The organism is Streptomyces flavusporus (genome assembly GCF_046267975.1).
Taxonomy (GTDB): Bacteria; Actinomycetota; Actinomycetes; order Streptomycetales; family Streptomycetaceae; genus Streptomyces; species Streptomyces flavusporus.
This window is the reverse complement of sequence record NZ_CP176503.1, coordinates 7,832,933-7,845,034: the sequence shown is the minus strand read 5'-3', so window position 1 is coordinate 7,845,034 and position 12,102 is coordinate 7,832,933. Positions and strand designations below refer to the sequence as shown.

Here is a 12,102-nt window from a genome sequence, read left to right as displayed (position 1 = left end):
CCTACCGGCAATACGCGCTAGAGTGTGACAACGTCAAGGGCCGGTATCGCCCTCACCTGCGAGGGCTCGCGGACCCCGGAAGGGACTCGGGGTTCGGCTTCCCCTGGACGAAGGACAAAGGAGTCGCGGGTGTCCAGCTCCGACATCTTCATCGGCGAGACCATCGGTACCGCCATACTCATCCTGCTCGGCGGTGGCGTCGTTGCCGCCGTCGTTCTCAAGGCCTCCAAGGCCCGCAACGCCGGCTGGCTCGCGATCACCTTCGGGTGGGGTTTCGCCGTCCTGACGGCCGTCTACGTCTCGGCGCCGCTGTCCGGCGCCCACCTCAACCCGGCGGTCACACTCGGTATCGCGATCAAGGACAGCGACTGGGGCAACCTCCCGGTCTACTGGGGCGGACAGCTGCTCGGCGCCATGATCGGCGCGACCCTGGTCTGGCTCGCCTACTACGGCCAGTTCCACGCCCACCTCACCGACAAGGAGATCGTCGGCGGCCCGGGCGCGCAGGCCACCCAGGCCAAGGCCGTCGAGGCCCAGGAGACGGGCGCCGGCCCGGTCCTGGGCGTCTTCTCCACCGGACCCGAGATCCGCAACGCGGTGCAGAACCTGGCCACGGAGATCATCGGCACCTTCGTGCTGGTGCTCGCCGTGCTCACGCAGGGCCTGAACGACAACGGCAACGGCCTCGGCACGCTTGGCGCCCTGGTCACCGCGCTCGTCGTGGTCGGCATCGGCCTCTCCCTCGGCGGCCCGACCGGCTACGCCATCAACCCGGCCCGTGACCTCGGTCCGCGTATCGTGCACGCCCTTCTGCCCCTGCCCAACAAGGGCGGTTCGGACTGGTCCTACGCATGGGTTCCGGTGGTCGGTCCGCTGATCGGCGCCGCCATCGCGGCAGGCATCTACAACGTCGCTTTTGCTTAGAACCGGGTCCGTCCGCTCTCGCAGCCGCAAGCATGACGCCGTAACCCGAGCCCCAGCCCCAAGGACTTCCAGGAGCACACAGTGACCGACGCACACACCGCCGGCCCGTTCATCGCCGCCATCGACCAGGGGACCACCTCGTCCCGCTGCATCATCTTCGACCGTGACGGCCGTATCGTCTCCGTCGACCAGAAGGAGCACGAGCAGATCTTCCCGAAGCCGGGCTGGGTCGAGCACAACGCAACCGAGATCTGGACCAACGTCCAGGAGGTCGTCGCCGGCGCCGTCGAGAAGGCCGGCATCACCCGCGACGACATCAAGGCCATCGGCATCACCAACCAGCGCGAGACCACCGTGCTGTGGGACAAGAACACCGGTGAGCCCGTCCACAACGCCATCGTCTGGCAGGACACCCGCACCGACGCCCTGTGCCGGGAACTCGGCCGCAACGTCGGCCAGGACCGCTTCCGCCGGGAGACCGGCCTTCCCCTCGCGTCCTACTTCGCCGGCCCCAAGGCCCGCTGGCTGCTCGACAACGTCGAGGGCCTGCGTGAACGTGCCGAAGCCGGTGACATCCTCTTCGGCACCATGGACACCTGGGTCATCTGGAACCTGACCGGCGGTGTCAACGGCGGCCACCACGTCACCGACGTCACCAACGCCTCCCGCACCCTTCTCATGAACCTGCACACCATGCAGTGGGACGAGAAGATCTGCGAGTCGATCGGCGTACCGCTGCAGATCCTCCCCGAGATCCGCTCCTCCGCCGAGGTCTACGGCGAGATCACCGGCGGCAAGCTGGGCGACCTGCTCGGCGGCATCCCGGTCGCCTCCGCGCTCGGCGACCAGCAGGCGGCCCTGTTCGGCCAGACCTGCTTCGCCGAGGGCGAGACCAAGTCGACGTACGGCACCGGCACCTTCATGGTGATGAACACCGGCGACAAGATCATCAACTCCTACAGCGGGCTGCTGACCACCGTCGGCTACCAGATCGGCGGCGAGCAGCCGGTCTACGCCCTGGAGGGCTCGATCGCCGTCACCGGTGCGCTGGTGCAGTGGATGCGCGACCAGATGGGCCTGATCTCCACCGCCGCCGAGATCGAGACGCTCGCGCTGTCGGTCGAGGACAACGGCGGCGCCTACTTCGTGCCGGCCTTCTCCGGTCTGTTCGCCCCGTACTGGCGCTCCGACGCCCGCGGTGTGATCGCCGGTCTGACCCGGTACGTCACCAAGGCGCACCTCGCGCGCGCCGTCCTGGAGGCCACCGCCTGGCAGACGCGGGAGATCGCCGACGCCATGACCAAGGACTCCGGCGTCGAGCTGACCGCCCTCAAGGTCGACGGCGGCATGACCTCCAACAACCTGCTGATGCAGACGCTCGCCGACTTCGTGGACGCCCCCGTGGTGCGCCCGATGGTCGCCGAGACCACCTGCCTCGGCGCCGCCTATGCCGCCGGTCTCGCCGTCGGCTTCTGGAACAGCACCGACGACCTGCGTGCCAACTGGCGCCGGGCCGCCGAGTGGACCCCCCGCATGGACGCGGAGATCCGCGACCGTGAGTACAAGAGCTGGCTCAAGGCCGTCGAACGGACCATGGGCTGGCTCGACGAGGACGAGAGCTGACGAGAGCTCGGAAGAGCTCCACCTAGCTGACGAGGAGCAACAACCCACCATGACCAGTCAGTCCACCCTGCAGTCCGTGCCTGCCCTGGGGACACGCCCGGCCTCCGGCTCCAACCCGAGCCGCGCCGAGACCCGGGAGCAGCTCTCCAAGGCGTCGTACGACCTTCTCGTGATCGGCGGCGGCATCCTGGGCATCTCCACCGCCTGGCATGCCGCGCAGTCCGGGCTCAGGGTGGCCCTGGTCGACGCCGGCGACTTCGCCGGTGCCACCTCTTCCGCCTCCTCCAAGCTGCTCCACGGCGGTCTGCGCTACCTGCAGACCGGCGCGGTGAAGCTGGTGGCGGAGAACCACTTCGAGCGCCGTGCGGTCTCCCGCCAGGTGGCCCCCCACCTGGCGAACCCGCTCACCTTCTACCTCCCCGTGTACAAGGGCGGCCCGCACGGCGCCGCGAAGCTGGGGGCCGGTGTCTTCGCCTACTCGATGCTGTCGGCCTTCGGCGACGGCGTCGGGCACCTGCTCTCCCCCGCCAAGGCCCAGGCGGACGTGCCCGAGCTGCGCACCGAGAACCTCAAGGCCGTGGCCGTGTACGGCGACGACCAGATGAACGACGCGCGGATGGCCCTGATGACGGTCCGCGCGGCCGTCGAGTCGGGCGCGGTCGTCCTCAACCACGCCGAGGTGACCGGACTGCGCTTCACCAACGGCCGGGTGACCGGCGCCGAGCTCAAGGACCGCCTGTCCGGTGACGAGTTCGGGGTGAGCGCCCGCCTTGTACTGAACGCGACCGGCCCGTGGGTCGACCACCTGCGCCGTATGGAGGACCCGAATGCCGCCCCGTCGATCCGCCTCTCGAAGGGCGCACATCTGGTCCTGAAGCGCACCTCCCCCTGGAAGGCCGCACTCGCCACCCCGATCGACAAGTACCGCATCACCTTCGCCCTCCCCTGGGAGGACATGCTGCTGCTCGGCACGACCGACGAGGTGTACGAGGGCGACCCGGCCGATGTCTCGGTCAACGACAAGGACATAGCCCAGATCCTGGACGAGGCCGCGTTCTCCATCCGCGACCAGCAACTCGACCGTGACCTGATCACCTACGCCTTCGCGGGTCTGCGGGTGCTGCCGGGCGGCCCCGGCGACACCGCGAAGGCCAAGCGCGAGACGGTGGTCACCGAGGGCCGCGGCGGGATGCTGTCCGTGGCGGGCGGCAAGTGGACGACCTTCCGCCACATCGGTCGGACGATCATGAAGAAGCTGGAGGCGCTGCCGGGCCGCCCGCTGGGCGAGGACTTCGAGCCGATCTCCACGCTGCCGAAGAAGCTGCCGCTGCCGGGTGTCGCCAACCCCCGCGCGGTCGCTCACCGGCTGTTGGTCGACCGTCCGGCGCCCGGCCCGCGCATGGCGGCCGACACCGCCAGGCATCTGGCCACGCACTACGGTTCGCTGGCCTTCGACATCGCCCGGCTCGCCAACGAGAACCCGGAGCTGGCCGAGCGGGTCCACCCCGACGCCCCGGAGATCTGGGCGCAGGTCGTCTGGGCCCGCGACCACGAGTGGGCCGAGACGCAGGACGACGTGCTGCGCCGCCGTACGACGCTGACGATCCGCGGCCTGGCCACGGACGAAGTCCGTACGAAGGTCCAGGACCTGCTCGACAAGAAGTAACGCCCGCACAGCGAAGGGGGCGGCTCCACGCCGACGGAGCCGCCCCTTTCCCCGTCGGTCGGCGGACGGCACCCCCATAATGTGTTGAGACATCGGAGGTCTGAGCTACAGGGAGGCCGGCCATGGCAGTGACTGACGAGGCGATCGAGAAGATCAAGGACATGATCGTCTCCGGTGCGCTGCGTCCCGGTGACCGGCTGCCCAAGGAGAGCGAACTCGCCGCCGGCCTGGGGCTGTCCCGCAACTCCCTGCGCGAGGCGGTACGCGCACTGTCGCTGATCCGGATCCTGGACGTGCGGCAGGGCGACGGGACGTACGTGACGAGCCTGGATCCGCAACTGCTCCTGGAAGCCATGAGCTTCGTCGTCGACTTCCACCGTGACGACACGGTGCTGGAGTTCCTGGCCGTGCGCCGCATCCTGGAGCCGGCCGCCACGGCGATGGCGGCCGACCGCATCGGCGAGCAGGAAGTCGACGCCCTGACAGCCCAGTTGGACGCCCTGGGCGGCGATCCCTCGGTGGAGGAACTCGTCTCCTGCGACCTGGAGTTCCACCGGAGCATCGTGCAGGCCTCCGGCAACTCGGTGCTGTGTTCCCTGCTCGAGGGCCTGTCCGGGCCGACCACCCGGGCGCGGATCTGGCGCGGCCTGACCCAGGAGGACGCGGTCAGCCGCACCCTGTACGAGCACCGTGCCATCCTCGCCGCCCTGCGCGGCGGCGACGCGGAGGCGGCCCGCTCCTGGGCCACGGTGCACATCGCGAGCGTGGAGCAGTGGCTGCGCAGCACCCTGTGAGCCAGGCCCGTCTACCAGGCGACAGCTCGGATGAATCATGGGGTGTTCCGGGGTGGCGAACGGGGCAGTGATCCGTTCACTCCCCCGTGCAGGGGGCTGCGGGCGCCCCCGCCGCACGCCGTAAGGTTGGGTTGTTAGGCGAGGGCACGTCGGAAGGAGGCACTGGGTGATCGAGCTCGAGGGGGTTCCCGAGCTGATCGACCCGGTCATGGTGGCCGCGTTCGAGGGCTGGAACGATGCCGGCGACGCCGCCTCCACCGCGGTCGCGCATCTCGAGAGGGAGTGGAAGGGCGAGGTCTTCGCGGCGCTGGACGCGGAGGACTACTACGACTTCCAGGTGAACCGGCCCACGGTGTGGATGGACGCCGGTGTCCGCAAGATCACCTGGCCGACGACAAGGTTGTCGGTGGTCCGGGTCGGCGGCGACAAGCCGCGTGATCTGGTGCTGGTGCGCGGTATCGAACCGTCCATGCGCTGGCGCTCGTTCTGCAACGAGCTGCTCGGCTTCGCGCACGAGCTGGGCGTGGAGCTGGTGGTGATCCTGGGCGCCCTGCTCGGCGACACCCCGCACACCCGTCCGGTCCCGATCAGCGGGACCACGTCCGACGCGGACCTGGCCCGCCGGATGGACCTGGAGGAGACCAAGTACGAGGGCCCCACGGGCATCGTCGGCGTCCTCCAGGAGGCCTGCACGCATGCAGGTGTACCGGCGGTGTCGCTGTGGGCGGCGGTGCCGCACTACGTGTCGCAGCCGCCCAACCCGAAGGCGACGCTGGCCCTCCTCAACCGTCTGGAGGACCTGATCGGCGTACACATCCCGCTGGGCGAGCTGCCCGAGGACGCTCGCGCCTGGCAGGTGGGGGTGGACCAGCTGGCCGCCGAGGACAGCGAGGTCGCGGAGTACGTCCAGACGCTGGAGGAGGCGCGGGACACCGCGGAGCTGCCGGAGGCGTCGGGCGAGGCGATCGCCCGGGAGTTCGAGCGGTACCTGCGGCGCCGGGACGGCGGCACCCCGCCCGGCGGGCACGCCACGGCGGACGGCGGGGACAGCCCGCCGTATCTGCGGGACAACCCGGGCGGCCGGACCCGGCCGCCGAAGCCGGGCAACGACGACGAGGATTCGCCCGAGGAATGAGCGTACGCAGCGCGAATGGGCCGCTTCCCCCGTGCGGAGGAAGCGGCCCACTGCGTTGACCGATGTTGTCGACCGGCGTCTTACAGGGCCACGCCCAGCAACGCATCCACCGCACGCGTCACCACACCGGGGGCGCCGGTGTCCGTGCCGCCCTGCTCGTGCTGCGCGGCGGCCCAGCGGTCGACCGCGGCGAGCGCGGACGGCGCGTCCAGGTCGTGGGCGAGGGCCTCGCGGATCTCCTCGACCAGCGCGTCGGCGCTCGGCCCGTCGGGGCGGGAGACAGCCGAGCGCCAGTGGTCGAGCCGCGCCTGGGCGTCCCGCAGCACCTGGTCGGTCCACTCCCAGTCGGCCCGGTAGTGGTGGGCGAGCAGCGCGAGCCGGATGGCGGCCGGGTCGACGCCGTCCCGGCGCAGCCGGGAGACGAAGACGAGGTTGCCCTTGGACTTGGACATCTTCTCGCCGTCGAGGGCGACCATGCCGGCGTGCACATACGCCTTGGCCATGGGGAACTCGCCGGTCAGCACCTGGGCGTGCGAGGCGCCCATCTCGTGGTGCGGGAAGGCGAGATCGGAGCCGCCGCCCTGCACGTCGAAGCCCATCCCGAGGTGGTCGAGGGCGATCGCGACGCACTCGATGTGCCATCCGGGCCGGCCGCGGCCGAGCAAGCCGCCGTCCCAGCTGGGCTCGCCCTCACGGGCCGCCATCCACAGCATCGGGTCGACGGGGTTCTTCTTGCCCGGACGGTCCGGGTCGCCGCCCCGCTCGGCGGAGAGCAGCCGCATGGCGGCAGCGTCCAGGTTCGAGACGTTGCCGAAGTCGGGGTCGGACTCGACGGAGAAGTAGGTGTCCCCCTCGAGTTCGTAGGCGGCGCCCATGTCCCGCAGTCGCTCCACCAGCGGCACGATGCCGGGTATCGCCTCGACCGCGCCTATGTAGTGCTGCGGCGGCAGCATCCGCAGGGCGGTCATGTCCTCGCGGAACAGCGCGGTCTCCCGCTCGGCGAGGGCGACCCAGTCGATACCCTCGCGATCCGCCCGCTGCAGGAGCGGATCGTCGACGTCGGTGACGTTCTGGACGTAGTGCACCTGCCGCTTGGTGTCGAGCCACACGCGCTGCACGAGGTCGAACGCGTTGTAGGTCGCCGCGTGACCCATGTGGGTCGCGTCGTACGGCGTGATGCCGCAGACGTAGATACGGGCGACGGGACCGGGGGCGAGGGTGACGAGGCCACCGGTCGCTGTGTCGTGGATCCGGAGGTCGCGGCCCTTGCCGGGCAGGGCGGGGACCTCAGAAGCGGGCCAGGCATGCATGTCCTGAGCCTAACCGGACTGGAGTTCCGTATACGAACCGGACCAGGCGGGATGGCCGGGAAGGCACTCTTGCGCGGTCCCGGCCCCGTGTGCAGACAGGTCCTACACGGGCGGCCACGGGATGGCCGGCCACTCCCCGTTCGGCTCGGGGTGCACTCCCGAAGCGAGGAGTACGTCCACCCGCGCGCGCGTGGCATCGATTTCGGGGCCGGTGATCAGCGCGGCCAGCCGCTCGGCGAGCGCCCCGCCCGCCTTCAGCTCCTTGCGGAGCCGCTGGAGCACCTCGACGGCCTCCGCGGTGAGCGGCTCCCCCGCCCACCCCCACAACAGCGTGCGCAGCTTGTTCTCGGCGTTGAAGGTGACCCCGTGGTCGATGCCGTACAGCCGCCCGTCGCCGGACGGCAGCAGGTGCCCGCCCTTGCGGTCCGCGTTGTTGATCACGGCGTCGAGCACGGCGAGCCGCCGCAGCCGCTCGTCGTCCGCGTGCACCAGCAGCGCGGTCTTCCCGTCCCCGACCTCGGCGAAGCCGATCGCCTTCCAGCCGGGCCCGGGCTCCTCGGCGTCGATGAGCGCGAGCAGCTCGCCGTCCGGCTGCGCCTCGATCCACAACTGGCACATGCCCTCGCCGTACGGCCCGTCGCGCAGCACGGTGGGCGGTACCAGCCTCCACCCGGTCGCCTCGGAGACCTCGTACGCGGCCACCTCGCGCTGGGCGAGGGTGCCGTCGGGGAAGTCCCACAGGGGCCGCTCCCCGGCGACGGGCTTGTAGACACAGGCCGCCTCCCGCCCGTCGTGGGTCACCGTGCAGTACAGCGCCGCGTTGGAGGCGTCCCGGATACGTCCGCGCACGGTCAGCTCGCCGGCTGCGAGCAGCGCGGCGTCCGCTGCGCTGCTCGCAGTGGCTGCCGTCATGCTCCGCGGCGGTATCCGTTCTGGCGCGGACATACGTGTCCTTCCGGGTCGAGCGGCAGGCTGCACAGGGGGCACGGCGGCCGGCCGGCGTTGACGACGTCGAGGGCGCGCTTGGCGAAGGCGCGGGCCTGCGCGCCGGTGAGCCGGACCCGCAGCATCGGGGGACCGTTCTCCTCGTCCTGGAGCAGCCTCTCCTCCGCCTCGGCGAGGTCCTCCTCGGAGTCGGCGTCGAGCTCCACGAGGGCCTGCGCCTCGACGATCATGCGCTGCTCCTCGCCGTCCCAGGCGAGGGCCATGGTGCCGACCCGGAACTCCTCCTCGATGGGGGTGTCCAGGGGGCCGGTGTCGGTGACCTCGGTGGGCGCCACGGCCGGCACGGCCGCGCTGCCGCCGCTGCGGCGCACCACCTCGTCCAGCAGTTCGTCCATGCGCTCGGCGAGCGCGGCGACCTGGGTCTTCTCCAGGGCCACGCTGGTCACCCGGGATCCGGCCGTGGCCTGGAGGAAGAACGTACGGCGCCCGGGCAGTCCGACCGTACCGGCCACGAAGCGGTCCGGGGGGTCGTAGAGGAACACCTGACGGGACACGTCCTGTCTCCATTGATTCGTGGGTCGACATCGACATCGGAACCGACCGGCCGCCGTGCGGACGCTCGGCTGCGGACAAGTACGGCGCTACTGCGACCGCTTCACCCTACTGCGGCGGACGATCACGGTGCGCCCGCACCGCCCCCGACCGGTGCGTCCCCGCCCGGAGCTTCCTCGCGCGGCACCAGGGACGCGAAGTCACCGGTGTCCCCGAGGCGCACGAGAAACGGCCTGAGACGGGTGTAGCGGATCGCGGTGACGGAACACGGTTCCACGGAAATCCGCTGGAACAGGTCGAGATGAAGTCCGAGTGCGTCCGCGACGAGGGACTTGATGATGTCGCCGTGCGAGCACATCAGGTACACGGCGTCGGCGCCGTGATCACGCTCCACGCGCGCGTTCCACTCGCGTACCGCCTCGGCGGCCCGGGTCGCCATCGACCGCATCGACTCGCCCGCGGGGAACGCGGCCGCCGACGGATGCGCCTGCACGACCTCCATCAGCGGCTCGTCCTTGAGCTCGGCGAGCTTGCGTCCGGACCAGTCGCCGTACCGGCACTCCCCGATCCGCTCGTCGGTGTGGACGGGCAGCCCGGGACGGGCGTCGAGCAGCGGCCGGATCGTCTCCTGGCAGCGTTGCAGCGGGCTGGTGACCACCTCGGCGATCGGCAGCTCGGCGAGCCGCCCGGGCAGTGCGGCGGCCTGCGCGGCCCCGCGCTCGTCGAGAGCGACACCGGGCGTCCAGCCGGCGAGCACTCCCTCGGTGTTGGCGGTGGAACGTCCGTGCCGGACCAGGATCAACGTGGGCATGCGGCCCAGGGTAGGCGCACGCCGCCCGCCGGAGGGGCCCGGAGTCCCCGCGGGGGCGGCCATGGCCGAGATCCCCACGGTGATCGTGGGGATCTACGGCAGCGTATCGGCGGTCATCGGACTCGTGGCCGCCCTGGAGGTGAGGCCCGGCCTGCTCCGGCGTCAGGCGAATTCGGGTGCCGCGGCCGCGGGGCCGCCGAGGGCGTTGCGGCGCTCCGGCATCTTCAGGGACACCATGCGCCGCCAGCCGCCGAGCCGCTCGTAGCAGTACACGGCGTGGATGCCGAACGCCAGCACCGCCGCCTTCGGCTTCGACCAGCCGAGGATGCGGCCCATGTGGGCCATGACCGCGAGACTGACGTCGCGGTAGATCCGGATCTCCGCGAGCGCGCACTCACGCAGGGTCCGCTGGATGGCCCGGCCGTGCCCGGCGTACGCGAAGCGCAGCAGTTCCTCGTGGCAGTAGGCGAGGTGGTTGTCCTCGTCGTTGGAGATCATCTTGACCGCGCGGCCGAGGTCGGGGTGGTCGCCGAAGTACTTGCGCAGCATCTCCATCTCCTCGGAGGCGCGCTGTTCGGTGACCCGGCTGTGCGAGAGGTACGTGACGATGTCCTGGACGGTGAGCGGCTCGTCGCGCTTGAGCTTGTCGTGGGCGAGGCCGATGCCGTCCTGCTCCAGAAGCATGGTGTAGTCGGTCTCGGGCGGTACGGGGGCGGGTTCGAGACCGCGCTTCTTCATCAGGGCGTTGAAGATCCGCCCGTGCTTGTCCTCGTCCGCACCGTGGCGGGTGATCTTGGGGGCGAGTTCGCGCTCACTGGCGGGGACGAGCGCGGCGATGCGGGCGTTCTCCCAGCCGCCCTGCGCCTCACCGCTGGCCGCGATGGAGCAGAACAGCCGGAAGGACTCGTCGTTGTCGAGGATCTCCTGGAACAGACTCTTGGCCGAAAGCATCTGTGGGCACCTCTCTGCAGGATTCCGCAAAGAACGAGTCAAAGGGGCGCGCCAGGGTGGTGCAACAGTTCTGTCGGACAACTCAGTCAAAAGAAGGACCGACGGGGTCGCGTCGGGTGCGTAACCGCGCGCGTGTCGGCGCGTTGTTCCTGCTGACGGCCGTGGCGGGGAAGACCCCCGAGCCCCCACCACGGCCGCTGAGACTTGTCCACGCCTGCGACGAGGTGCGGTTACGCGAGCCCGGCCCGCTCCAGGGCCTCGGAACCGGCCCGCAGCGAGGCGAGCCGCTCGTCCAGGGTGAAGCCCGCGGGGGCCAGGCTGAGCGTGGTGACTCCCGCCTCGGAGTAGGCCTTCATACGGTCGGCGATCCGGTCCACGGAGCCGAGCAGTGTGGTCTGGTCGATCAGCTCGTGCGGTACGGCGGCCGCGGCGCCCTGCTTGTCGCCGGACAGGTACTTCTCCTGGATCTCGGCGGCCTCCTTCTCGTAGCCCATGCGCTGGGCGAGCTGGTTGTAGAAGTTCTGCTTGGGGCTGCCCATGCCGCCGACGTACAGCGCGGTGTACGGGCGGAAGGTGTCGGCGAGGGCCGTCACGTCCTTGTCGTCGCCGACGGCGAGGGGCAGGGTGGGGCAGACGTCGAAGCCGTCCATGGTCTTGCCGGCCTTCTCGCGGCCCGCCCGCAGGTGCTTGATCGCGGTGTCCTCGAGGTGGGCCGCGGAGGGGAAGATCAGGAGGGCGCCGTCGGCGATCTCGCCGGTCTGTTCGAGGTTCTTGGGGCCGATCGCGGCGATGTAGAGCGGGATGTGCTCGCGCTGCGGGTGGACCGTGAGCTTGATCGGCTTGCCGGGGCCGCCGGGGAGGGGGAGGGTCCAGTGCGTGCCCTCGTAGGTGAGGCGTTCGCGGGTCATGGCCTTGCGGACGATCTCGACATACTCGCGGGTGCGGGCCAGGGGCTTGTCGAACTTGACGCCGTACCAGCCCTCGGAGACCTGCGGGCCGGAGACGCCCAGGCCGAGGCGGAAGCGGCCGCCGGACAGGGAGTCGAGGGTGGCGGCGGTCATGGCGGTCATCGCGGGCTGGCGGGCCGGGATCTGGAAGATGGCCGAACCGACGTCGATGCGCTCCGTCTGGGCGGCGACCCAGGTGAGCACGGTGGCGGCGTCGGAGCCGTAGGCCTCGGCGGCCCAGCAGACGGCGTAGCCGAGGCGGTCGGCCTCCTGGGCGACGGCGAGATTGTCCGCGTCCATTCCGGCGCCCCAGTAGCCGAGGTTGATCCCGAGCTGCATGGCCTTCCCCTTACTGATCAGTAACGTCCCTTGTGACGTCGACATTAGCGTGAGGTTGGTGGATGGCCCAGGTTGTGGGTGGGGTGCGGGCGTGCGGGGCCGGGA

The 12,102-nt window shown here is 70.5% G+C and carries 11 protein-coding genes; 5 read left to right on the top strand and 6 right to left on the bottom strand.

Annotation, left to right across the window (positions count from 1 at the left end; all coding sequences use genetic code 11):
* The first annotated feature begins 129 nt into the window (after positions 1-129).
* From ACKTSN_RS36940 to ACKTSN_RS36920, 5 genes are all read left to right on the top strand, one after another.
* On the top strand, positions 130-924 hold the full coding sequence (locus ACKTSN_RS36940) for an MIP/aquaporin family protein (protein ID WP_409473076.1): 795 nt from the start codon (positions 130-132) through the stop codon (positions 922-924).
* Positions 925-1,005: 81 nt separating this feature from the next.
* Positions 1,006-2,547, top strand: coding sequence for a glycerol kinase GlpK (glpK, locus tag ACKTSN_RS36935; RefSeq protein WP_409473075.1), 1,542 nt, complete (start codon positions 1,006-1,008; stop codon positions 2,545-2,547).
* Between the two features lie 49 nt (positions 2,548-2,596).
* Entirely contained in the window at positions 2,597-4,213 is a 1,617-nt protein-coding gene (locus ACKTSN_RS36930; protein WP_224734417.1) for a glycerol-3-phosphate dehydrogenase/oxidase, read from the top strand.
* 122 nt (positions 4,214-4,335) lie between these two features.
* The gene (locus ACKTSN_RS36925; RefSeq protein ID WP_409473074.1) at positions 4,336-5,007 is read left to right on the top strand and encodes a FadR/GntR family transcriptional regulator; all 672 of its coding nucleotides are present in this window, start codon (positions 4,336-4,338) and stop codon (positions 5,005-5,007) included.
* A gap of 166 nt (positions 5,008-5,173) precedes the next feature.
* Complete coding sequence (locus ACKTSN_RS36920; RefSeq protein ID WP_224734419.1) at positions 5,174-6,142, top strand: PAC2 family protein; 969 nt, start codon at positions 5,174-5,176, stop codon at positions 6,140-6,142.
* Between the two features lie 80 nt (positions 6,143-6,222).
* Here the strand turns inward: ACKTSN_RS36920 and mshC are convergent, their stop codons facing one another.
* The 6 genes from mshC to ACKTSN_RS36890 all read right to left on the bottom strand — a co-directional run bounded on the left by mshC (position 6,223) and on the right by ACKTSN_RS36890 (position 11,997).
* A complete protein-coding gene (gene mshC, locus ACKTSN_RS36915; protein WP_409473073.1) occupies positions 6,223-7,452 on the bottom strand; it encodes a cysteine--1-D-myo-inosityl 2-amino-2-deoxy-alpha-D-glucopyranoside ligase in 1,230 nt (409 codons plus the stop codon).
* A gap of 102 nt (positions 7,453-7,554) precedes the next feature.
* Complete coding sequence (locus ACKTSN_RS36910) at positions 7,555-8,397, bottom strand: SCO1664 family protein (RefSeq protein ID WP_409473072.1); 843 nt, start codon at positions 8,395-8,397, stop codon at positions 7,555-7,557.
* Complete coding sequence (locus tag ACKTSN_RS36905) at positions 8,361-8,951, bottom strand: DUF3090 domain-containing protein (protein WP_409473071.1); 591 nt, start codon at positions 8,949-8,951, stop codon at positions 8,361-8,363. Before ACKTSN_RS36905 ends, ACKTSN_RS36910 begins: the two co-directional genes overlap by 37 nt.
* Positions 8,952-9,073: 122 nt before the next feature.
* A complete protein-coding gene (locus tag ACKTSN_RS36900) occupies positions 9,074-9,760 on the bottom strand; it encodes a histidine phosphatase family protein (protein WP_224734423.1) in 687 nt (228 codons plus the stop codon).
* A gap of 162 nt (positions 9,761-9,922) precedes the next feature.
* Positions 9,923-10,711: a ferritin-like domain-containing protein gene (locus ACKTSN_RS36895; protein WP_409473070.1), complete on the bottom strand. Its 789-nt coding sequence runs from the start codon at positions 10,709-10,711 to the stop codon at positions 9,923-9,925.
* Positions 10,712-10,941: 230 nt separating this feature from the next.
* Complete coding sequence (locus ACKTSN_RS36890) at positions 10,942-11,997, bottom strand: LLM class F420-dependent oxidoreductase (RefSeq protein WP_409473069.1); 1,056 nt, start codon at positions 11,995-11,997, stop codon at positions 10,942-10,944.
* Between the last annotated feature and the right edge of the window lie 105 nt (positions 11,998-12,102).

Coding starts and splice junctions, on each gene's coding strand:
- ACKTSN_RS36930 (WP_224734417.1), top strand. CDS start 2,597: ATGACCAGTCAGTCCACCCTGCAGTCCGTGCCTGCCCTGGGGACACGC.
- ACKTSN_RS36895 (WP_409473070.1), bottom strand. CDS start 10,711: ATGCTTTCGGCCAAGAGTCTGTTCCAGGAGATCCTCGACAACGACGAG.
- ACKTSN_RS36900 (WP_224734423.1), bottom strand. CDS start 9,760: ATGCCCACGTTGATCCTGGTCCGGCACGGACGTTCCACCGCCAACACC.
- ACKTSN_RS36890 (WP_409473069.1), bottom strand. CDS start 11,997: ATGCAGCTCGGGATCAACCTCGGCTACTGGGGCGCCGGAATGGACGCG.
- mshC (WP_409473073.1), bottom strand. CDS start 7,452: ATGCATGCCTGGCCCGCTTCTGAGGTCCCCGCCCTGCCCGGCAAGGGC.
- ACKTSN_RS36910 (WP_409473072.1), bottom strand. CDS start 8,397: ATGTCCGCGCCAGAACGGATACCGCCGCGGAGCATGACGGCAGCCACT.
- ACKTSN_RS36925 (WP_409473074.1), top strand. CDS start 4,336: ATGGCAGTGACTGACGAGGCGATCGAGAAGATCAAGGACATGATCGTC.